The organism is Sphingobium sp. OAS761, from assembly GCF_024168485.1.
Classification (GTDB): Bacteria; Pseudomonadota; Alphaproteobacteria; order Sphingomonadales; family Sphingomonadaceae; genus Sphingobium.
In genome coordinates, this window is sequence record NZ_JALJVY010000004.1 from 79,178 (window position 1) to 98,623 (window position 19,446).

Genomic DNA, 19,446 nt, shown 5'->3' on the forward strand with positions numbered 1-19,446 from the left:
CATTCATACGTGAAGTTTTTCAAGCCCATTCTGGCGGGCGCGCACCGCAAAGATCGAATTCTTGCCTGCATCGGCGCGATACTCGGTATCATAGTGACTGTGATGGTCTGCGCGACCATTCCGCACGAGATCGCGGATCTCCCGATCATCGTTGCGCCGCTTGGCGCATCGGCGGTTCTGGTTTTCGCCGTGCCTTCCAGTCCTTTGGCGCAGCCATGGCCCGTAATTGGCGGCAACATCATATCCACGCTGATTGGCGTGGCCGTCTTTCAGGCAATCCCGAACCCAACGATCGCCGCCGGCGTTGCGGTGGGCGCCGCCATATTGGCGATGTCGATGCTTGGCTGCCTCCATCCCCCCGGCGGAGCGGCCGCGCTGACAGCCGTGATCGGAAGTCAGAACATTCACATTGCCGGCTTTGCGTTCGCTTTCCTGCCCATAGGGCTGAATTCGATCACTCTTGTCATTGCGGCGATGCTGTTTCACCGAATGAGCGGCCACAGCTATCCACACCGGCTCATCGCTCCGCTTCCACTGCCCACAACCGGCGTACAGCTTCAGGACATCGATGCCGCCCTCGACGACATGCATGAGAGTTTCGACATTACGAGGGAAGACCTCAAAGCCCTGCTTTCGCGCGCTGAACATCACGCAGCCCAGCGGCAGGCTTCGCCGTAGGCCAGAACATATCGAGGGATTGCGGAGGAGTCGGGCGCCGCGAACATTCCGGTCATTCCAGGCCGATCTCGCCGTATCATACATTCCCGTTCGATCGCCAGCCATAATGACCACAAGTGGACAGGAGAACGGATCGACAGCTTCAGCTTCTCGAAGGGCGGTAGCCGCTGCATAGGTGAGCAATCGCTCTATCGTGCGACGGCCCGGCCCGATTTCGCATACCTATTCGCGATTCCATATTTCCATGGTAGTCGAACTATCGAATCGATTCGATCATTGTCGGTTCGTGCATGGGAGAACGTCTATGAAACGGATAGCCGCAATAGCTGCGCTGTCGCTTATCTCCGCTCCGGCCGTGGCACAGTGGGAACCCCCGGATGAAGTTCTTCAGGTCCGTATCAAAGGCGATGGCGACTGGTTTGTGCGATGCCAGTACAAGAATCGCAAAGGCGAGGACGTAACGGACGAAGCACGCGGACCGCGTGACGAGCGCCTGCATATCCGAACATCACAAGGCAGTTGCACCTACCAGAGCGCTGCAAGTGAAACGCTGACGATCCGGCTCAAGAGCCCGCTTTACCGGTGCACCCTGCCGGAGCCCGGCGAGGGGTGCGAACAAACCTTCCCTGCGGGCATTTCGGGACAGTTCGAAATCCGCCGGAGGAACTAGGTCCATGGTACGTCATGAGAGATTGGCAACAGCTTGCTCAGTTCCATCTTTCCGCTACAGGAGAAATATGGAACTGAAAGATGCCGCCGCTGCCCTGTCCGCCCTCGGTCACACCGGACGCCTCTCGGTGTTCCGCCTGCTGGTGCAGGCGGGACCAGAGGGGGTTGCCGCCGGCGAGATCGCCCGGCACCTCGACGTGCCCCCGAACACGCTTTCGACAAATCTTAACATTCTTTCGCATGTCGAACTGATCGAGAGCCGGCGCGAGGGACGCTCGATCATCTACACCGCGCGCTATGCGGACATGACTGCGCTGCTCGAATTCCTGATGCAGGATTGCTGCAATGGCGCACCGGAAATCTGTGCGCCTTTGGCCGATGTCGCGCTCAAGAGCCATTGCCGTCCGGAAGGCCGTGCATGAGCGACGGAAGCTACAAGGTGCTGTTTCTCTGCACCGGAAATTCGGCACGTTCGATCCTCGGGGAAGTATTGATGAACCAACTCGGGCAAGGCCGGTTCAGGGCCTATAGCGCTGGAAGCCAGCCCAAAGGCCAGGTCCATCCGATGGCAATCGAGGTGCTGAAAAGCGCCGGTCTTCCGACCGAAGGCCTGCGCTCGAAGAACTGGAGCGAGTTTTCACGTTCTGATGCGCCGGAGTTCGATTTCATCTTCACCGTCTGCGACAATGCTGCCGGAGAGAGCTGCCCGGTCTGGCCAGGCAAGCCGCTGACGGCGCATTGGGGAATCGAGGATCCAGCTGCCGTCGAGGGCGATGGTCAGCGCAGAGCGTTCGAAGATGCGCTGCGTTTCCTGCGCAACCGCATCTCGCTGTTCCTTGCCCTTCCGCACAGTGCCCTGGACGAGATGGCGATGCGCGGGAAGCTCCGGGAAATCGGGCGCAGCGAAGGAGCCAGTGCAAAAGCGGAGGACGCACAATGAGCGCCGATCTGGTCATCTATCACAATCCCGAATGCGGCACGTCGCGCAATGTGCTGGGCCTGATCCGCAATGCCGGGATCGAACCGCATGTCATCGAATATCTCAAATCCCCGCCCTCGCGCGCGATGCTGGTCCAACTGCTCGAACGCGCCGGACTAAGTCCGCGAGAACTGCTGCGCGAGAAGGGCACCCCGTTTCACGACCTCGGATTGGGTGACGAGACGTTGTCAGACGATGTGCTGATCGATGCGATGATGGAGCATCCGGTCCTTATCAACCGTCCGCTGGTCGTCTCGCCGCTCGGGGTCGGGCTTTGCCGCCCCTCGGAAGCCGTGCTCGACCTGATCCCGACCATGCAGCAAGGCGCCTTCGCCAAGGAAGATGGCGAACAGGTAATCGACGAACGCGGCGAGCGGGTGGGTTGAGAGGAACGCATGGCAACGGAACCGCAAGACATCGCCGCAGCAAACGAAGCGGGTAACCCATCTGCCTCTCCGCTCGGGATCTTCGAGCGCTGGCTCTCACTGTGGGTGGCACTGTCGATCGTCGCGGGCGTTGTGCTCGGCTATCTGGCTCCCGGTGCGTTCGGTGTGCTGGCACGCTTCGAGATCGCCTCGGTCAATCTGGTCGTGGCGGTGCTCATCTGGGCGATGATCTACCCGATGATGATCGGCGTCGATTTTGCCAGTGTGCGCGACATCGGCTCCAAGCCGCGCGGCCTCATTATCACACTGGTGGTGAACTGGCTCATCAAACCCTTCACCATGGCCGGACTTGCCGTGCTGTTCTTCAACGTTCTTTATTCCGGGATCATCCCTTACGAGGACGGGCAGCAATATATCGCCGGGCTGATCCTGCTCGGGGCCGCGCCCTGCACGGCGATGGTGTTTGTCTGGGCACAGATGACGAAGGGCGATCCGGCTTACACGCTGGTGCAGGTATCGGTGAACGATCTCGTCATGATCGTTGCCTTCGCTCCGATCGTGGCGCTCTTGCTCGGCGTGACCGACATTGTTGTGCCGTGGCAAACGCTGCTCCTCTCGGTCGTTCTTTATGTCGTGATCCCATTGGCGGCTGGTGCGATTACACGCCGCCGGGTGATTGCAGCCCATGGCGGCGACAGTGCTGCTGTCGATGCCTTTACCGCCAGGCTGAAGCCGTGGTCGATCATCGGTCTGCTCGCGACTGTGGTGCTTCTGTTCGCCTTTCAGGCGGGAACGATCATCGGCCAACCGTTGCTGATCCTGCTGATCGCAATACCAATCATCATCCAGTCCTACGGCATCTTCGTTATTGCCTATGGCGCGGCCTGGTTGTGGCGCTTGCCGCATGCGATTGCCGCGCCCTGCGCACTGATCGGGACATCCAACTTTTTCGAACTGGCCGTCGCGGTGGCCATTGGTCTGTTCGGCCTATCAAGCGGCGCCGCGCTGGCAACGGTGGTCGGGGTGCTGGTGGAAGTGCCGGTGATGCTTTCACTGGTCGCCTACGCCAACCGGACACGTGCGCGGTTCCCGCAATAACCTTTGAGCCAACGGACCTTGCATGACGCGCCTGCGAACTCTTCCCGATCCCGATAGTTTCCCCGCCCTGAAACCCGAATACCTGCGTGCGCAGCCTGCGCTTGGTCTCGGCCCGCTCGATCCGCCGCCCCGGATATTGTTGCTTTACGGTTCGCTGCGCGATCGCTCTTATTCGCGGCTGGCCGTGGAGGAAGCGGCGCGCCTGTTGCAGCTATTCGGGTGTGAGACGAGGATATTCGACCCTTCCGACCTGCCGTTGCCCGATCAGGTCGAAGATGACGATCACCCGGCCGTGCACGAACTCCGGGAACTCTCGCTTTGGTCGGAAGGGCAGGTCTGGTGCAGCCCCGAACGCCACGGCCAGATCACCGGACTCATGAAGGCGCAGATCGATCACCTGCCGCTCGCCTATAAAGGCCTGAGGCCCACGCAGGGCCGGACTCTGGCGGTCATGCAGGTCTGCGCGGGCTCGCAAAGCTTCAACAGCATCAATGCGCTGCGTATTCTCGGCCGGTGGATGCGCATGTTCACGATCCCCAATCAGTCGAGCATCGCCAAGGCCTATGAAGAGTTCGACGAAGCCGGCCGTATGAAACCCTCGAGCTATTATGACCGGATCGTCGATGTGATGGAGGAACTGGTGCGCTTCACCGTGCTTCTGCGGCCCCATGCAAACCAGCTTGTAGACCGCTACTCGGAGCGAAAAGAGCGGGACGAGCCCGTCGATACCCACGTAGAGTTAGCTGGGCTGGAAGCTCCCTGCGTATCGCGAGATAGGCGGAGTTAATGCCCAGTCAGGCCGACGAAAGTGCCAAGGCCGGAACCGCGGCCGAGGTCTTCCTGGCATTCCTTAAACTGGGCTGTACCTCATTTGGCGGGCCGATCGCGCATCTGGGATATTTCCGCGAAGAACTCGTCGTGCGCCGCCGCTGGCTCGATGATCGCGACTATGGCGAACTCCTCGCCCTGTGCCAGTTCCTTCCGGGACCGGCTTCGAGCCAGGCTGGATTCGCGCTCGGATTGATGCGCGCGGGGCCGCTGGGCGGACTTGCGGCATGGACTGCGTTCACGTTCCCCTCGGCCGTGCTCATGTTCGCCTTCGCATTCTTCACCGGGATATTGTCCGGGCCTTTATCCGACGCAGCACTACATGGACTCAAGCTCGCAGCCGTGGCGATCGTTGCCCAGGCGCTGTTCGGCATGGCCCGCAACCTCACACCTGATACGCCGCGATTGATATTGGCGATCGCCGTGACCATCGCCATGCTGCTTGTCGCGACACCTGCAGCGCAAATCGCGATGATCGTATTCGGTGCTCTCGCTGGCCTCATCATCCTTCGGGCACCCGGAATGACACCTGCCGAGAATGTCGGCTGGATGCCGGGACTGCGAACCGGAATAGTGTGTCTCGTGCTGTTCGCCGCTCTTCTGTTCCTGCTTCCTCTTGCGGCGATGCTGGGAAGTCCGTCGCTTGAGCAAGCGGACATCTTCTATCGCGCGGGCGCTCTGGTGTTCGGTGGTGGGCATGTGGTCTTGCCCTTGTTGAGCGCAGGCCTTGTTCCGGGTTGGATGAACGCGGACACCTTCCTTGCCGGATATGGCGCGGCACAGGCCTTGCCGGGGCCGCTGTTTGCGATTTCAGCCTATCTTGGTGCAGAGGCTATGCCGTCCGCGAGACTGGGCGGCGCCTTGCTGGCCCTCGCTATGATCTTTTTGCCGGGCATGTTGCTCATCGCCGCTGCGCTTCCGTTTCGCGCGGTCGTGACTGGCAGCGCACGAGCGCAATCTGCCATTGCCGGGGCCAATGCCGCCGTGGTGGGGATACTGGCTGCTGCCCTGTATGATCCGCTCTGGACGGCCACCGTCGTTTCGCTAGAGGACGCCGCAATCGCAGTGGCAGGTTTTTTGCTCTCGGTGCGCTTCAAAGTGTCGCCGCTCATCGTCATTGTCGGCACGATTGGCGCAGGCTGGGCAATCACGGCTTTCCGAACGTAGACGCGGCCGTTCGCGTGGGGCTGTGCCTCAAGGAGTAAGAGAGCGCCCGCATAGTCATCGAACTCGGCCGCCTACCGCTTTCGCACCTCGCCAGAGCTGCCTGTAGGACTGACCCTCGCCTCAGACACATCATTGGTGCAACCATCATGTCTGCTGTCGGGTGAAGGTTAACGACGGGGATGGCACGCACACCACCACCTCAGATCACGGCTTCCAATGGGAGCTATCCTAAATTGAACAAGAAGAATCTGCCATTCCCGATCGTCCCAATTGCCGCCACAGACGTTCCTTGCCGTCTAATCGCCCTCCAACCACTTTTAGGCCGCGCTGGAAAATAACCCCCTTGTGTTTGCATGAGCCTCAATCGGACCTACGGCCCTATTAATAGGTGGAGGAACATCTAAATAGGGGATGAGCATCGAGATTTAGACAATAACCTCCATACGGTCGAGAGTTCTATATTGTCTAGCATACAATAGTCAGCGAACTGCAGATGTATATGAGACTGCATAGTGCGGAATTATAACGTATTCCTAGAATCTTATGGTGCAAATCCGTGTTCAACTTGCTCCCATCTGCTCCAGGGAAGCTGCGCCGATGATGACCTGAAACTCAGCCAGAATATCAGGATGATATTTGGTGAGATAGCCCTGGATATTTTCGTTCTCCACCAACCGGCCAAGATAGCGTGACGCCAGCACGAGCTGGAGAACATCGTCACCATAGGTTTCCTCGACCGCCTTGAAATCCCGGTTCAGGCTTTCCAGTTCGCGCTCCATCCGCGCCATCTGCTCGGGCGTCATGCCGTCGATCTTCTTGGGTTGATCGGGCTTGGTGAGATCCGATTGCTTCGTCGCCGCCAGGATCGCCTTGGCATAGGCGAGCGTAAAATTGTTGACCGAAATCATCAGTTCCGCAGCCTCGATCTGGCGCAATGGCTTCATCTTGCGCAGCACATCGAAGGCATGGCTGTTGACGTTCTTGTCTTTGAGAAGATTGGCGACCTCCGGGGAAATGCCGGACAGCAAGGTCTTCCTGCGGTGGAGCGCCGACTTGTTGATACCGAGAGCCTGAGCGATTTTCTCTTCTGAGGCCCCTCGCTCGATAGCTCGCAAGATCATATAATGCTCCTGCACCGTTGCCAGGCGATTGACTCGCTTGTTGTAGGTGAAAGTGTCATCGTCATCGGCAACGATGCAGCGCGCTTCCTCAATGCCGTGTTCGCGCAGAGCATGATACCGCAGGTGGCCATCGAGGAGCATCCGGCGCCCCTCCTTGTCCGCTTTCGCGACCGCCAAGGGCTCGACCAGACCTATTGCCAGAATCGACTTCTTGATCCGGCCATATTTGCGCGACGAAGCAATGCGCGGTGTCATTTGCCGAAGCGGAAGGAGGTCGTCGAGCCGCACGACGATGGCGTCCTGTTCAAATGCAATGCGAATGGCGTCAATATCAGCCATCGGTCATCCCCAGTCGTTCGGCGAGCGGCAGTGGCAAGGTGGCCATCGCTTCGGCGCGTAGAAGAGTGACAAAATGCTCCTCCTCCAGCAGCTTCTTGAGCGCGTTGACGATAAACAGCAGGCGGCCCTGGGTGAGTGACGCCTTTTTCACCAACGCCTTCTGCCGATCGACTTCCTTCTGATACGCCCGGACCAGCGATGCGGCGGTAGGCTTGCGGCTGGCCGCGCGAGATGCGGATCGAAGTCCCTGGATGCCTTTTCCGAGTTGATTGCGTTCCTCGACGATCCTGCGGATGGCGACGACCTGGTCGCCGGGCAAGGCTTTGGTTTCATAAGCTTCCGTCAGTGCGCGTTGAACCTCGTGATCATTGGCGCGGGCGATTTCGATAGCGATCGTCGGCGGGATGATCTTGCGCTCGACAGCATCGAGAAGCCGATCCTCGCCTTTGTCGAGAAGCATGCAGATCAAGGAAATATACTCGCTGCTGAAACCGAGCTTTTTTCCGAGTTCTGTATGGTTGTAGCCGCGGTCGCGGATGGCGCCGATTTCCCGGACGAGTTCGAGCGGTGACATATCACGTCGCGCCATGTTCTCGACCAGACTCATCACGAAACAATCCTCGCGGTCCACCGCGACGACCATGGCCGGGATCGTCGATTGCCCAAGTTGCTGGAACGCCTCCATGCGACCCTGACCGCAGACGAGTTCATACCGCTTACTTCGGGGAATCTGCCGCACCGTGACCGGCCGTTTGAGGCCAACGGAGGCAATGCTCTCGACCAGCTCGTCAAATACCTTGCGATTGCGCGCACGGGGGTTGAGAATATCGATGTTCGCGATCGGGATCGTCCTGATTTCGGCGGTGTCTGTCATGCGCTCCTCACAAGAGAATGGCGCCGTGCGAGATGATAAAGCGGCGCAAGGTCGTCGGTCCGATAGGCGTCGAGATAGAGCCCGTTGTCTTCCGCCATGCGGATGCGTTGGCTGGAACCCACATCCAGCCAGGGCAGGAGATAGTAGTCGCGCGGATGCTTGTTGCCAGCATCGAGCCGGACCGCGACGGTGATATCGGGCTTGAGGCTTGTATCCAGACGGATCTTCCAGCGGAGCGATCCCGCCGCTGTCTCCTGGCAGCGCACGATGGCAATGGAGAGCGACACCTCGCCATTCAATGTCAGCAAATCAGTGACTGGATCGACCGATACCGTCGCACCGACACGCTCTATCTCTGCAATCGTCGCTGCGACGATTTCGGGATGCATGAGGCGCAGGGCGCGATTGGTTTCGAGATAGCGGTAGTCCCGAAGGGGCCTGTAGCCGATCAGCTGATAGGCGCGCAGCAGACTGCCGAAACGATGGCGATATGCCGCGCTCGACGGCATGTCCTCTACCTGGTCGATAATCAGGCCGGACAGAGCCCCTTTGCTGGAGAGAAGAGCGGCCAGCAATTGCAATAACTCGTCGTCCGTGAAGCGACGCGCGCGCTCAGCAAGAATCTGCTGGGCTGCCGTGAACATGCGAAGGTCCACGATCGGCTCGAACGCGCCTACGTCCCTGACCCACATATCAGGCGTGTTGGCCACGCGCTTCTGCTTCAGCTTGAAGGAAAACGCGGTTGTAGACGTTGTTGCCGATGTATTTCTCGTTGATCAGAATTTGGCGAATGACCGCCCGGTTCCACGGCTTGCCGAGATCGGTTCGATGGCCCTCACCATTGAGTATTTCGGCAATTTCGCGCTCGGATCGATGCTCATTGACGAACAGCGCATAGATGCGTTGGACGACGGCTACCTCAGCGGGCGGACCTGGCACGAGTATGACCCGGTCCGTCTGCAGACTCTTATGTTCACCGCGCGCGAGCGGAGCCTTCAGCTCGTTGCGTTCATTGACGAGATGGCGGCGAAGTCCGTAGCCGGCCGGGCCGCCCTGGCGATAGCCGAGTTTGATCAGTCGGCATTGGCCAGTGAAAACCTTGGCCGAAAGCTCGCGGCTATATTCTCCCGCCATCGCGCGCTTCATGCTCTTGATGATGGTGGCGCTCAGGCTGCCATCATTCTCGAACTGCTCCGCGCAATAATGAACCGTGATGCCGGCTTCCCGGCAGATGAACTCATAATAGGCGCTTTCATCGGCGTCCTGGAAGCGCCCCCAGCGGGATACGTCGTACACGAGTATGTGCTGATAATCCGCCGCGCCGGAACGAACGTCGCCGATCAATTGCTGAAGTGCATCGCGTCCGGCAATGTTAAGACCGCTTCGTCCTTCATCGGCATAAGTTCGAACAATCTCAAACCCGCGTTCCGCAGCATAGGTGGCGATAATGTCGGCCTGATTCTCGGTCGAATATTTCTGATGATCTGTCGACATGCGAACGTATTGCGCGGCTGGGCGCAGCGTCGTCATCTCCTTGTCGTTACCGTTCTCCGGCACCCGCACCTCGGTCTCTGACGGGGCAGGCCCCAGACTTGGTGAAATGGTGCTCTTCTATGGACGGGAGAGCGGTATGTCGTTTTCAAAGAAGGCGCGAAATCTTCGCGCCAATGAAGGAAAAGAAGTTCCAGCGGAGGCGGGTAAGAGCTTTGCATCCGCCATCGCTGGAGCACTTGAGGAAGAGTTCGGTGACACGCCAAGCAAGGTGAAGGTCGTGGCGCGGCTTACTGGCGCCAATGAGAAGACCGTCAAGAACTGGTTTTACGCAAGGAACGGTCCCAGCGGCGAAAGCCTGGTGGAACTGATGCGGCATTCGAGCGTGATCTTGCACCTGATCCTCAACATGGCGGGACATGACGAGCTTCTCGAAGCCTTGAAGATCGCTGCCGCCCGAGATCAGCTGCGCTCAGCATTGTCCACACTGGGCGAATTGCTGGGAGAACCACGCGCGTAGACGAAGCGAGGCCCGTCGAATGAGAACTTGCCCTACCGGGGCAAGGGCTTCCCTTGATAAAAAGTTCGCGAGTCGATATATGCGCTTAGACACATAAACGCACAGGTGACTTATGGGCGAACTGGCTCGGTGGAGTTTGAAAGTATCGCGGGAAACGGACATCGCGCTTCGCACTTTGCTTGCCACGCGCGGCGGCAAGAAGGGTGATATGTCGCGGTTCGTTGAAGATGCGGTCAATCGAGAAGTGCTGCGGGAAACCGTCCGGGATATTCAGGCTCGCAATACGGATGCTGATCCGGACGAGTTGGAACGGCTGATCGAAGAAGAGGTCGGCGCCGCTCGGCAGTCTTTCTGGACACAAGACCGTCACTAACAGATGCGCGTCATTCTCGATACAAATGTGCTGTTGAGCGGGCTCATATCCCCCAACGGTATTCCCGCCCGCCTCATAGAAGCATGGCTGGATCGCCGGTTTGTGCTTGTCAGCCATGCGCTCCAAATTGATGAGATCCGGGAAGTCTCCCGGCGCGACAAGATACGCGCCCTGGTCCGTCCCGCCGAGGTCGGACGTTTGGTAAACCAAATCGGGTTGGTGGCAGACATGCCTGTCGCCCTTCCCCATGTAAGGCGATCGCCCGATCCCCGGGATGATTTTCTCCTTGGCCTATGTGAAGCCGGAAAAGCCGATTGGCTCGTCACGGGAAACAAGGACGATCTGCTCGCGCTCGAACGTCATGGATCAAGCCGCATCGTCACCGCCACAACCCTGGCCCATCAACTGGGTATTGGCAAAAGCTGACGGTTTCGATCACAACTCAGCGAGCGTTTATCTTGATGTCGAAGATTGTGCCGTGAACATCAGCGGATCGGAGTTGGACGTGAAACTGTGCCGTGGCCTGTTGAGAATCGTTGGTTTTCGGTGTTGTTCAATGTTAAGTTCAAAAGTGCAAAGACGCAGCTAGATACCTGTATAAACTGGAAATTTCTCTTCGAAATTCCCTTCTCTTAATCAGCGGGTCCTAGGTTCGAGCCCTAGTGCGTCCACCACCTTTTCAATGACTTAGCAGGAAAATTGACCGTCCCTGGAGGCTCAATTTTCGCCACGTAATCACCACGTAATCAAAAGTGCGCGATGGGCTGTTTGCGGGTGAATCGTTGGGCGATTGCGACGAATTGCACCCCAGGAATCTGGCGCGTCCCTACGGGGACCGGCGCCTAAGCTGGATCGGTCGAGATCGCCCGCAACGCCTTTAACGCGTCGACAAATGGCTGGACGAGCTGCCGTACGGATTGCCGAATCTCGTCGATCATCGCGCGCATCGCGTCCGTTTGTGCGTCCTCGCCGTGCACCATGATGAATTTGGAATAGGCCCTTGCTAGCATGAAAAAGCCGTCGAGGGGCGTGAGCTCACGTTCGTTGCCCGGAGCATCATGCTTGAGCCAGTCGCGAACGTGATTCAGGTGCTGCGCGACGACGTGCTTTTCCGGAATTTGCAGCGCTTCGGCGCCCGCGACCCTGAGCCACCCGAACAATGTCCCGCCCTCGGGTTCCGGCAGCGAACTCTCGGCTGCGCCGGCCAACGTCACCGACGACGCGTAGAATCCTTCCTGCCAAAGCCTGATCGCCTGGTCGATCTGCTCCGCGGCGGCTGCTTTCTTCGTCGTCGGCATCGAGTGAAAATTCCTCTCAAGGCGATCGCTGGTCAAAGCGCCGAAGCAGCAGTCGGGCGGTCACCAGATTGATCTGGAGACGGAACGTCGCATCCTCTTCCTCGGAGAGGCCGGGATGTCCTCCATGGGGATGCATCCGGCTCATCAGGCCCTGAATATATTGCGGCTTCTGATTGTTGATGTTCCATTCGTTGTAGTCGGACAGCAGAAACGGTGGATTGAGCTGGCCGAGAAAGTCGCGTCTCGCCTTGCTGTCCTGTGGCCCGATGTAGCCAAGTCTGTCCGCTATTTCGTTGAGGTAGGACTCGTAGAAGTTGCGCAATGCGCCATTGGCGGACGCCCATTCTCCCCGACCGAAGGCGGACAAGGCATGCTTCAAATGCCCTTTGGTGACGGTCAGGCCATGCCGATCCATCAGCATCACGACCTCGCTTTCCGCTTCCCGAAAATCGAGTTCGGGAATGGCTGTGGGCAACATCCGAACAAGCTTCAATGACGAGCGGGTTCTCCCGCTCCGCCAGGGAAAATCGGCCTCCCCATCGGTTTGGTCTTCGACCAGCTCAAATCCATCGAACCGCAAGCCGGCGATCAATCTTGTCCATTCCGGGCTCGCCTTCGTCTTGGGAGGCGCCTCAATGGCAGTCTCGATCAAAGCCCTGCCCAATGGGACGAGCCCGTGCTCGGTGATTGCATCGATCTCTTCGTCGATGGCGATCTTCGCCAGACTTGCCACGCGTGCAGGCTTGCTGGAGGCGTCGCACCGACCGTCAATACCCCATTGAACCTCAAGAACCGCCATGTCGCTGTGCGACTTGAAGTCGGCCACAACTTCGGCGGCGGCCACGAGGGTCAGGCGATTGAATTTGATCATGACACCTATCTGCCCGAACGCGCCGCGGAGGGGGAGAAAAATCCATGGGTCGATCGACGACTATGCGCCTTGGGCTGACGTGGCGGCGCTAAGCCCGGTCGGCCGGCGGCGGCGGCACCGCATTTTCACGGATGGCGCCGGCAAGGCGCTGTAGGCTTGGCGAACCGCCGAGCGCCTGCCCAATGGACAGCAGCTCGAAATAGAGTCCTTCGGTCTTGTCGCAGGCGATCCGCTGTTCGAGCTCGGCCACCAGGTCGAACAGCGCGCGCTTTTCGGCATTGGCATTGCCAGCCGCGCGATCGAGATGGACCCCGCCGGCATAGTTGGCGAAATAGTCGATGATTTGCTTGCGGGAGATGGTCTGGCCGCGCCGGACTGCTGCCGGCGCATCGAGATAGGCGTTCAAGCGCCATTCTCGCTCAACAAGAGGTTTGAGGGCATTGTCCTCGCTCTTGCCGCGTGTGTCGCGCATGATCGCGCCGGTTTGGACGGCGAAGCCTTCATCGGCATCGGCTGGCACCCCGGTCGTTGGATGATCCACGCGCCAGACCCCCACCATGCTCATTTGCGCTTGGTCGACGATCGCGCCACCTGCGACGAGTGAAGCCGCGTGACGCAGTTCCATCCCTTGATGCTCGGCCAGCCCTGCCAGATCGGGCGCGATAACCGTAGGCGCCCCGTCCAAGCCGTGATGGCGCCAAGCGCGCTGGATCATGTTCTCGTTTAGCAACCGCCGCAAGGTCGCACTGCCTCGGCGAAGCTCGCCGTCCGTCGGCGGCTTGAGCGCGTGCAGCCAAGTGTCGCGGAGCCAATCGAGATCCTCGGCGATAGGCAAATAAGGCGACACCGCGATCCGCTCGGCGCCGGAGCGCAGCACGTTGCGGAAGCGAATTGGCTTGGGTTCCGGCGCAGCCGCTTCATGGGGTGGCACGATGCTTGCGGCTTCTTCCTCATCCATATCGCTGCCTTCCCGATTCCCGGTTCGGCGAGTTTAGCCCAGAAGAATTGTAAAAGGATAATCTGGCGCTTCCCTTCGGGACCGACGCTCTATCTAGGCTCATACTCCACCGAACACTTCGGGCGATTTGGCGCGTTGCGTTAGGATCGTCTGGCGGCGAGCCTACCTTAGCCTGGCGGATTGATGTCAGCCCAATGGGTGACCTCTTCGAGCAGTTGCATGCTTACCGGCTCCTCCCAACCTTGGCGATCCTGATCCCATTGCCCGATCATCGGGCAATCGGTCTCCCAGAACAACAAGCGCCTGCCATCCTTGCGATCATCGGGGAGCGTGGCGATCGGCTCCCACGGGATATGTTTTGCGGTAATCATCGGCGGTACCTCATGAAATCAACGGACATCGCCTTGTAAAGCGCAGTACCCCTATCGCAAAAGGGTGGTGCCGATAGCTCGGCGCAATGACGCCGCAGACGCCAAGTGCGCACGCTTCTTGGCTGGCGCCGCTTTCGCGGCGCGGTGCTTGGGGCTCCGCCCCTGGCGCACTTCGGAGCGTCTTCCGCCCAGCTTCCTCCACGCGCAAGCGCGTTCCGTGCAGCCGGTTCCCCGCGAAGCCGCTCCTCCGTTTGCACCCCCGGTCTCGCCGACGGGCAGGGTTTCAGCGCGGGCTGTCCGCTCGCGCGGAAACCCAAGGAGCAAGGACATGACCAAGCATGCACATATGGAACCCGCTACCGCCCAGCCGGTATCGGGGGTCGAGATTTTCGTACCTTTGAACAAGCTCAAAAAGTCGCCCCGCAACGCGCGCAAGGTACCGCACGGGCAGGACGCCATCGACGCGCTGGCGGCATCGATCCAGCACAAGGGCATGATCCAGAATCTGGTGGTGGAGCCGGAAACGAAGGATGGCGAACCGACCGGCTGCTATCTCGTGACCGCTGGCGAGGGCCGCCGGCTGGCGCAGCTGCTGCGCGCCAAGCGCAGGCAGATTAAGCGGACGCAGCCTATCCGCTGCTATGTCGATACCGAGAATGACGCCGCCGAGATCAGCCTCGACGAGAATGTCACCCGCACCGCGATGCACCCCGCAGACCAGTTCGAGCGGTTCCACGAACTGTCGCAGACCAAGGGATGGGGCGCGGAAGAAATCGGTGCGCGCTTCGGCGTCAGTCCGGAGATCGTCAAACGGCGGCTGCGGCTCGGCGCGGTCAGTCCCAAGCTTATGGAGATTTACCGGCAGGACGGCCTGACGCTGGACCAGCTTGCCGCCTTCGCCATCACCGACGACCATGCGCGGCAGGAACAGGTGTTCGACAACCTCTCGTTCAACAAGGAGCCGTGGATCATCCGGCGCGACCTCACCGCCGACAAGGTGCCCGCCGACGACCGGCGCGCCCTGTTCATCGGCGCCGAGGCCTATGTCGAGGCGGGCGGCACGATCATCCGCGACCTGTTTACCGACGATCGCGGCGGGTTCTTCGAGGATGCGGGCCTGCTTGATACGCTGGTGATCGAGCGGCTGCGCGAGATCGCGGGCGATATGCTGGCCGAGGGATGGAAATGGGCCGAGGTGTCGATCGACTTCCCGCACGATCATGGCCTTCGCCGCCACTATCCGCAGGCGGTGCCGCTCAGTCAGGACGACGAGGCGCGGCTGTCCGAAGCGGTTAGCGAGCATGACACGCTGATCGAGGGCTATTCCTCCTATGACGAAATGCCCGAGAAGGACGCGCGCAGGGCGGAGGACCTGCTGGCCGAGATCGATGCGATCAGTGCGAAGCGGTCGGCCTATGATCCCGAAGTGGTCGCGCGGGGCGGCGCGTTCGTTGCCCTCAATTCGCAGGGGTCGGTGCGGATCGAGGCGGGTTACGTGCGCGCCGAGGACGAGCCGCAGCCCGAACCGGAGCCGGAAAGCGAGGGTGCCGAGGGCGCGGCGCGGTCAGTCGAGGACGGCGGCACCGACACGGACGATATCGGGATGGAGGCCGAGGACGGCGGAGCGGGCAAGCCGCTGCCGGACAGTCTGATCCGCGATTTGACCGCGCATCGGACGCTTGGCCTTCGCCTTGCGCTCGGCACGCGGCCCGATGTGGCGATGGTGTCGCTCACCCATGCGATGGTGCTGCAGGTCTTCCATCATGGCTATGGCCGGTCCTGTCTCGACATCGCGGTGAAAAGCGAGGCGCTTGGCAGCCATGCCGAGGGGATTGCCGATACCGAGGCGGCAGAAACGCTGGCGGCGCGGCATGACGCGTTCGGCGCGGCGCTTCCCGATGATGTGGGCGACCTCTTCGCCCATATCGCGGGCCTCGACACCGAGCGCCGGATGGCCCTGCTCGCGCATTGCGTGTCATTGACCGTCAATACGGTGAAAGTGCCGTGGGAGCGGTCCAGCGGAAATGTCGTGGCGGGCGATGTGCTGGCGCGCGCGCTCGACCTCGACATGACAGCGCATTGGACGCCTGACACTCGCGGCTTTTTCGGGCGGATCACCAAGGCGCAGATCGGCGACGCGGTGCGCGAGGCGGTGTCGGCGGAGGCGGCGGAGCGCATCGCGCCGATGAAAAAGCCTGACATGGCCGAGGCAGCGGCGCAGTTGGTCGCGGGAACTGGATGGCTGCCCGTCCCGCTGCGGACACCGGCAGCCGTCGAGATCGAGCAGGCATCCGACACCGTGATGAGAATGTCGGAGCCGGAAACGGCGGACGAGGACGCCTATTCGATCGCTGCCGAATAGATGACGGGCCGGGGCCGCGCGAGCGGTCCCGGCCTTTTCTCTTCACCTGAAAATTTGCGGCCGCGCCCGATGGGTCGCGGCCGCTATTGCTCATCGCCCCTTCATGAAGAACTCGACCGGCACGACGAGTTCGATCGTATCGCCTCCGACGGTGGCGGGCGGCGACGGTAGCGGCTCCGCGCGCCTGGGCAAGGCGACCGCCTCGCGGTCGAGCGAGGCATAGCCCGAGGAGCGTTCGAGACGCGACGACAGCACGCGGCCTTGGCGATCGATCACGAAGCGGATCCAGGGCACGCCCTGCTGGCGGGCGAACTGGGCGTCGCGCGGATAGCGCTTGGCCTTGTCGAGCGCGGCGAGCACCATGCCTTCCCAGGTCGGGCGGCCCGTGCTTATGCGCGGCGCGGGCGGCAAGGGCTTTGCCGATGGCGCGCTGGTGCGCTCGGCCGGTTCGGCGGTCTGTGGCGCGGGTTGCAGCTCGGAGGCCATCGCCGGCCAATCGATCGGGAGCACGATGTTCGGCAATTCGGCGCGCGGAGGCTCGGGACGCGGTGATGGTTCGGCTTCCGGCTGCTCGATTTGCTCGGGGCCTTGCGGGCGTTCGCTTTCGGGCTTGGGGGGCGCGGCGGGCGGCGCCACGTCGAACACGGTGAGCGCCGGCGCGTCCCGCGCGATATGGCTCGCGCCCCATTGGATGAAGAATGCAGCAACAAAGAATAAATGAACGGCAAGCGTGACGAGCGCGCCCTTGATCCGCGAATCGGTCTGGCTGGCGGCGAGATAGCCACCGGCCCGGCGATATGAGGCGCGCGGTTCGCGTTCGGGCGGCTCCGGTCCGGGGCCGGCAGTATAGCCGCGAGCGGCATCGGCATTTTCCCTCAGGCCGCGATGCCGCTCGAGAATCATGCACGCCGTCCCGAGCGCCAGAGGGCGAGGATGAGGGCGGCCGCGGCGGCCGCGAGCGCTGCCAGCCCGAACCAGAGCACGATCCCGAGAGAAACGCCCAGGTCGTGAATGGACGGAACGAAGGCAGCGGCGAGCAGCGCCCAGCCGGCACCGCGCAGCGCCAGCTTTCGCGATGCCGCCGGCGCCCCATACTGCAACTTGCGGTAATGCTGCGCCATCGACAGAGCGAGCGCGGCAAAACCGGCAGACAGCAGCAGGAAGGCGAGCAGCGCCATCATGCCGCGCCTCCCGGCAGAAGCAGCCAGGCAAACGCCGCGAGCGAAGCGGCGGCGATAACCAGTGCGGCCCACGCCCGCGCCGCGCTGCGGGCATGGAACACCGCCATGATGATCGCGGCGTAGAGCGGGAAGCTGGCCATTGTCGCGGCCAGCAGCGCCTGCGCCTGGCTCACGCCGAGCCGGCCCAGCAGGAGCGCTATCGCCGCAGTGACGAGGCTCGCGAGCACATAGCCGCCGGCGATCGCCGCCAGCGCGCGCGAGGCGAGCGATAGCTTACGGATCGCGGCGGGGGCACGGCTCATGCCAGGGCCTCGACGGGTTCGGCGCTCACGGCCCTGGATTTGACGGCGGCCTGACGCGCGAGAAAAGCGAAAAACAGTCCGACAGCGAGCATGCCGAGATCGAGCGCGGCCAACGCCCAGTCGCCCACGGCAAGCGAATGGCCGAGATGCCGGTCGGTGTTGATCGCGTTCAGCGCCGGAAGCAGCCCCCAGGCGGCGGCCGCGAACCAGCACAGCTCGCGCCATGCCCGTGCCCGTTGCCGCCAGATCGCGAGGATGTAAGCGAGCCCCCAGGCGAGGAACAGAATATGCACCTCCCACGCGGCGCGCCCCTCCATGCCGGCGGGCAGCAGGCGGTTGGCCCAGAAATAGGCGGCGATGCCGACCGGAAGGCCGACGATCGTTCCGAGATTGAGGGTGTCGACGAGAGCGAGGCCGCGATCGGGCGGCGCAGCAGATGCGCGCCGCGCCCGCCTTTTCTCGGTCCACAGGATGAGACCGGTGCCGATCATCGCGGTTCCGGCAAGGCCCGCGCCGATATAAAGAAAGCGCAAAATCGGTCCCGCGAAGATGCCCTCGTGCAGATTGAGAATTGCGGTCCGAAAGCGGCCGGGCGCCGTGGGCTGTTCGAGAGCGAGGATCGGCCGCCCGCTGGCGCCTTCGAAGCGCAACGCCGGCACGTCCTCGGCATAATCGGTGGTGCGCTTGTGCAGCGCGATGCGGGCATCGGCGCGGCCCGGATCCTCGACGCGGATAAAACCGATGCTGCCCGCTCCCCATCGTGCCTCCGCGCGGGCGACGAGCGGCGCGAGGGGCACGAGCGGCGCGGGTGCGGCGTTCACGGCCACGGGTTCCTCCGGCGCGAGGCGGCTGCCTTCGGCGACCGCCCGGTCGCGCGCGGTCGGATCGGGATAAAGCGTCGCAAGCGGGAGCGGCATATAGAGGAACAGATACATGATCAGCCCCGACCAGGTGATCATCAGGTGGAAGGGCAGCGATGTCACCGCCAGCAGCGTGTGCCCGTCGAGCCAGCTGCGCTGGCCCTTGCCGGGACGGAAGGTGAAGAAATCGGCGAAGATCTTGCGGTGAATGACGGTCCCCGAGAGCAGCGCCACCAGCATCGCCATCGCCGCTGCGCCGGTGATCGCGAGCCCGGCCTCCCGCGGCATATAGTGAAGCGCGTAATGCATCGCGTAGAGCGTCTGCCCACCACCCGTCTCGCGGATCGCATCGGTGATCGGCTCGCCGGTACCGGACGAGAGCGCTTCGTCCTTGAATGCCTGCTTCCCGTTCTGGTCGGGGCGTGTGCGCCATGATGCCATGAGCGCAGGCGTTTCGCGATCCCCGGGCAGGCGGATGAACCAGCTTTCCGCAGTTGGCGCCTTGTCCCGCAGCCTGGCTTCGGCGAGCGTGACAAGCCGCGTCGCTGGCGGCCAAGCGGTGGGCGCCGGCAGTTCGGGCCGCATCCAGCGATCGATCTCGCTGTCGAGAAAGCCAAGGGTGCCGGTCAGAAAGATGAAGAAGAGCAGCCAGCCGAAGAGCAGCCCGACCCAGCGGTGAAGCCAGGCCATCGACTGGCGCAAGCCGGTCCCCATCAGCCA

Annotated in this window: 24 protein-coding genes; 12 read left to right on the forward strand and 12 right to left on the reverse strand. The window is 61.6% G+C overall.

What is annotated here, in order from left to right; genetic code table 11:
- Positions 1–9: 9 nt before the first annotated feature.
- The 8 genes from J3E64_RS06600 to chrA all read left to right on the forward strand — a co-directional run bounded on the left by J3E64_RS06600 (position 10) and on the right by chrA (position 5,805).
- Positions 10–678 (forward strand): HPP family protein, encoded by a 669-nt coding sequence (locus tag J3E64_RS06600; RefSeq protein WP_253341226.1) that lies wholly within the window; start codon positions 10–12, stop codon positions 676–678.
- Between the two features lie 304 nt (positions 679–982).
- Positions 983–1,348, forward strand: coding sequence for a hypothetical protein (locus J3E64_RS06605; protein WP_253341228.1), 366 nt, complete (start codon positions 983–985; stop codon positions 1,346–1,348).
- 67 nt (positions 1,349–1,415) lie between these two features.
- Positions 1,416–1,769: a helix-turn-helix transcriptional regulator gene (locus J3E64_RS06610; protein WP_253341230.1), complete on the forward strand. Its 354-nt coding sequence runs from the start codon at positions 1,416–1,418 to the stop codon at positions 1,767–1,769.
- The gene (locus J3E64_RS06615; protein WP_253341232.1) at positions 1,766–2,287 is read left to right on the forward strand and encodes an arsenate reductase ArsC; all 522 of its coding nucleotides are present in this window, start codon (positions 1,766–1,768) and stop codon (positions 2,285–2,287) included. Before J3E64_RS06610 ends, J3E64_RS06615 begins: the two co-directional genes overlap by 4 nt.
- Positions 2,284–2,712: an arsenate reductase (glutaredoxin) gene (gene arsC / locus J3E64_RS06620; RefSeq protein ID WP_253341234.1), complete on the forward strand. Its 429-nt coding sequence runs from the start codon at positions 2,284–2,286 to the stop codon at positions 2,710–2,712. Before J3E64_RS06615 ends, arsC begins: the two co-directional genes overlap by 4 nt.
- A gap of 9 nt (positions 2,713–2,721) precedes the next feature.
- Positions 2,722–3,810 carry an ACR3 family arsenite efflux transporter gene (arsB, locus tag J3E64_RS06625; protein ID WP_253341236.1) on the forward strand — a complete coding sequence of 363 codons (1,089 nt, stop codon included), beginning with the start codon at positions 2,722–2,724 and terminating at the stop codon, positions 3,808–3,810.
- Between the two features lie 22 nt (positions 3,811–3,832).
- Positions 3,833–4,597, forward strand: a complete 765-nt coding sequence (gene arsH / locus J3E64_RS06630) for an arsenical resistance protein ArsH (protein WP_253341245.1) — start codon at positions 3,833–3,835, stop codon at positions 4,595–4,597.
- On the forward strand, positions 4,597–5,805 hold the full coding sequence (chrA, locus tag J3E64_RS06635) for a chromate efflux transporter (RefSeq protein WP_253341247.1): 1,209 nt from the start codon (positions 4,597–4,599) through the stop codon (positions 5,803–5,805). The genes arsH and chrA overlap by 1 nt, the downstream gene beginning before the upstream one ends.
- Positions 5,806–6,365: 560 nt before the next feature.
- On the opposite strand, the gene J3E64_RS06640 is transcribed toward chrA, so the two are convergent.
- The 4 genes from J3E64_RS06640 to J3E64_RS06655 are packed head-to-tail and all read right to left on the reverse strand — an operon-like array spanning position 6,366 to position 9,669.
- Positions 6,366–7,265 carry a plasmid partitioning protein RepB C-terminal domain-containing protein gene (locus tag J3E64_RS06640; RefSeq protein WP_253341249.1) on the reverse strand — a complete coding sequence of 300 codons (900 nt, stop codon included), beginning with the start codon at positions 7,263–7,265 and terminating at the stop codon, positions 6,366–6,368.
- Positions 7,258–8,139 carry a plasmid partitioning protein RepB C-terminal domain-containing protein gene (locus J3E64_RS06645; RefSeq protein WP_253341251.1) on the reverse strand — a complete coding sequence of 294 codons (882 nt, stop codon included), beginning with the start codon at positions 8,137–8,139 and terminating at the stop codon, positions 7,258–7,260. The genes J3E64_RS06640 and J3E64_RS06645 overlap by 8 nt, the downstream gene beginning before the upstream one ends.
- Complete coding sequence (locus tag J3E64_RS06650) at positions 8,136–8,849, reverse strand: recombinase (protein ID WP_253341252.1); 714 nt, start codon at positions 8,847–8,849, stop codon at positions 8,136–8,138. The genes J3E64_RS06645 and J3E64_RS06650 overlap by 4 nt, the downstream gene beginning before the upstream one ends.
- Positions 8,833–9,669 carry a recombinase family protein gene (locus tag J3E64_RS06655; protein ID WP_253341254.1) on the reverse strand — a complete coding sequence of 279 codons (837 nt, stop codon included), beginning with the start codon at positions 9,667–9,669 and terminating at the stop codon, positions 8,833–8,835. Before J3E64_RS06655 ends, J3E64_RS06650 begins: the two co-directional genes overlap by 17 nt.
- Before the next feature lie 100 nt (positions 9,670–9,769).
- Here J3E64_RS06655 and J3E64_RS06660 point away from each other — a divergent pair, with 100 nt between their 5' ends.
- The 3 genes from J3E64_RS06660 (at position 9,770) to J3E64_RS06670 (ending at position 10,949) form a co-directional block, all read left to right on the forward strand.
- A complete protein-coding gene (locus J3E64_RS06660; protein ID WP_253341256.1) occupies positions 9,770–10,150 on the forward strand; it encodes a hypothetical protein in 381 nt (126 codons plus the stop codon).
- 112 nt (positions 10,151–10,262) lie between these two features.
- Positions 10,263–10,523: a ribbon-helix-helix domain-containing protein gene (locus tag J3E64_RS06665; protein ID WP_253341262.1), complete on the forward strand. Its 261-nt coding sequence runs from the start codon at positions 10,263–10,265 to the stop codon at positions 10,521–10,523.
- Positions 10,524–10,526: 3 nt separating this feature from the next.
- Positions 10,527–10,949 carry a putative toxin-antitoxin system toxin component, PIN family gene (locus J3E64_RS06670; RefSeq protein WP_253341264.1) on the forward strand — a complete coding sequence of 141 codons (423 nt, stop codon included), beginning with the start codon at positions 10,527–10,529 and terminating at the stop codon, positions 10,947–10,949.
- Positions 10,950–11,365: 416 nt separating this feature from the next.
- Here the strand turns inward: J3E64_RS06670 and J3E64_RS06675 are convergent, their stop codons facing one another.
- The 4 genes from J3E64_RS06675 to J3E64_RS06690 form a co-directional block, all read right to left on the reverse strand.
- Entirely contained in the window at positions 11,366–11,821 is a 456-nt protein-coding gene (locus J3E64_RS06675; protein ID WP_253341266.1) for a hypothetical protein, read from the reverse strand.
- 16 nt (positions 11,822–11,837) lie between these two features.
- On the reverse strand, positions 11,838–12,692 hold the full coding sequence (locus J3E64_RS06680; protein ID WP_253341268.1) for a hypothetical protein: 855 nt from the start codon (positions 12,690–12,692) through the stop codon (positions 11,838–11,840).
- Positions 12,693–12,780: 88 nt separating this feature from the next.
- Positions 12,781–13,650, reverse strand: a complete 870-nt coding sequence (locus J3E64_RS06685) for a hypothetical protein (protein ID WP_253341270.1) — start codon at positions 13,648–13,650, stop codon at positions 12,781–12,783.
- 167 nt (positions 13,651–13,817) lie between these two features.
- Complete coding sequence (locus tag J3E64_RS06690; RefSeq protein ID WP_253341272.1) at positions 13,818–14,021, reverse strand: hypothetical protein; 204 nt, start codon at positions 14,019–14,021, stop codon at positions 13,818–13,820.
- Positions 14,022–14,349: 328 nt separating this feature from the next.
- On the opposite strand from J3E64_RS06690, the gene J3E64_RS06695 reads away from it, so the two are divergent.
- The gene (locus J3E64_RS06695) at positions 14,350–16,383 is read left to right on the forward strand and encodes a ParB/Srx family N-terminal domain-containing protein (protein ID WP_253341274.1); all 2,034 of its coding nucleotides are present in this window, start codon (positions 14,350–14,352) and stop codon (positions 16,381–16,383) included.
- A 90-nt stretch (positions 16,384–16,473) separates the two neighbouring features.
- Here the strand turns inward: J3E64_RS06695 and J3E64_RS06700 are convergent, their stop codons facing one another.
- From J3E64_RS06700 to J3E64_RS06715, 4 genes are read right to left on the reverse strand one after another with little or no spacing between them, the layout of a single operon-like run.
- Positions 16,474–17,286, reverse strand: a complete 813-nt coding sequence (locus J3E64_RS06700; RefSeq protein WP_253341276.1) for an energy transducer TonB — start codon at positions 17,284–17,286, stop codon at positions 16,474–16,476.
- Complete coding sequence (locus J3E64_RS06705) at positions 17,283–17,564, reverse strand: DUF3325 family protein (protein WP_253341278.1); 282 nt, start codon at positions 17,562–17,564, stop codon at positions 17,283–17,285. The genes J3E64_RS06700 and J3E64_RS06705 overlap by 4 nt, the downstream gene beginning before the upstream one ends.
- Positions 17,561–17,866: a hypothetical protein gene (locus tag J3E64_RS06710; RefSeq protein WP_253341280.1), complete on the reverse strand. Its 306-nt coding sequence runs from the start codon at positions 17,864–17,866 to the stop codon at positions 17,561–17,563. Before J3E64_RS06710 ends, J3E64_RS06705 begins: the two co-directional genes overlap by 4 nt.
- Positions 17,863–19,440 carry a PepSY domain-containing protein gene (locus J3E64_RS06715; RefSeq protein ID WP_253341282.1) on the reverse strand — a complete coding sequence of 526 codons (1,578 nt, stop codon included), beginning with the start codon at positions 19,438–19,440 and terminating at the stop codon, positions 17,863–17,865. Before J3E64_RS06715 ends, J3E64_RS06710 begins: the two co-directional genes overlap by 4 nt.
- Positions 19,441–19,446 lie beyond the last annotated feature (6 nt).

Excerpts from the sequence above, each read along its gene's own strand:
- J3E64_RS06690 (WP_253341272.1), bottom strand. The coding sequence starts at position 14,021 with ATGATTACCGCAAAACATATCCCGTGGGAGCCGATCGCCACGCTCCCC.
- arsB (WP_253341236.1), top strand. The coding sequence starts at position 2,722 with ATGGCAACGGAACCGCAAGACATCGCCGCAGCAAACGAAGCGGGTAAC.
- J3E64_RS06715 (WP_253341282.1), bottom strand. The coding sequence starts at position 19,440 with ATGGGGACCGGCTTGCGCCAGTCGATGGCCTGGCTTCACCGCTGGGTC.
- J3E64_RS06670 (WP_253341264.1), top strand. The coding sequence starts at position 10,527 with ATGCGCGTCATTCTCGATACAAATGTGCTGTTGAGCGGGCTCATATCC.
- J3E64_RS06605 (WP_253341228.1), top strand. The coding sequence starts at position 983 with ATGAAACGGATAGCCGCAATAGCTGCGCTGTCGCTTATCTCCGCTCCG.
- J3E64_RS06705 (WP_253341278.1), bottom strand. The coding sequence starts at position 17,564 with ATGATGGCGCTGCTCGCCTTCCTGCTGCTGTCTGCCGGTTTTGCCGCG.
- J3E64_RS06615 (WP_253341232.1), top strand. The coding sequence starts at position 1,766 with ATGAGCGACGGAAGCTACAAGGTGCTGTTTCTCTGCACCGGAAATTCG.
- J3E64_RS06700 (WP_253341276.1), bottom strand. The coding sequence starts at position 17,286 with ATGATTCTCGAGCGGCATCGCGGCCTGAGGGAAAATGCCGATGCCGCT.
- J3E64_RS06610 (WP_253341230.1), top strand. The coding sequence starts at position 1,416 with ATGGAACTGAAAGATGCCGCCGCTGCCCTGTCCGCCCTCGGTCACACC.
- J3E64_RS06640 (WP_253341249.1), bottom strand. The coding sequence starts at position 7,265 with ATGGCTGATATTGACGCCATTCGCATTGCATTTGAACAGGACGCCATC.
- arsC (WP_253341234.1), top strand. The coding sequence starts at position 2,284 with ATGAGCGCCGATCTGGTCATCTATCACAATCCCGAATGCGGCACGTCG.
- arsH (WP_253341245.1), top strand. The coding sequence starts at position 3,833 with ATGACGCGCCTGCGAACTCTTCCCGATCCCGATAGTTTCCCCGCCCTG.
- J3E64_RS06665 (WP_253341262.1), top strand. The coding sequence starts at position 10,263 with ATGGGCGAACTGGCTCGGTGGAGTTTGAAAGTATCGCGGGAAACGGAC.
- J3E64_RS06660 (WP_253341256.1), top strand. The coding sequence starts at position 9,770 with ATGTCGTTTTCAAAGAAGGCGCGAAATCTTCGCGCCAATGAAGGAAAA.
- J3E64_RS06655 (WP_253341254.1), bottom strand. The coding sequence starts at position 9,669 with ATGACGACGCTGCGCCCAGCCGCGCAATACGTTCGCATGTCGACAGAT.
- J3E64_RS06695 (WP_253341274.1), top strand. The coding sequence starts at position 14,350 with ATGACCAAGCATGCACATATGGAACCCGCTACCGCCCAGCCGGTATCG.
- J3E64_RS06685 (WP_253341270.1), bottom strand. The coding sequence starts at position 13,650 with ATGGATGAGGAAGAAGCCGCAAGCATCGTGCCACCCCATGAAGCGGCT.
- chrA (WP_253341247.1), top strand. The coding sequence starts at position 4,597 with ATGCCCAGTCAGGCCGACGAAAGTGCCAAGGCCGGAACCGCGGCCGAG.
- J3E64_RS06645 (WP_253341251.1), bottom strand. The coding sequence starts at position 8,139 with ATGACAGACACCGCCGAAATCAGGACGATCCCGATCGCGAACATCGAT.
- J3E64_RS06710 (WP_253341280.1), bottom strand. The coding sequence starts at position 17,866 with ATGAGCCGTGCCCCCGCCGCGATCCGTAAGCTATCGCTCGCCTCGCGC.
- J3E64_RS06680 (WP_253341268.1), bottom strand. The coding sequence starts at position 12,692 with ATGATCAAATTCAATCGCCTGACCCTCGTGGCCGCCGCCGAAGTTGTG.
- J3E64_RS06675 (WP_253341266.1), bottom strand. The coding sequence starts at position 11,821 with ATGCCGACGACGAAGAAAGCAGCCGCCGCGGAGCAGATCGACCAGGCG.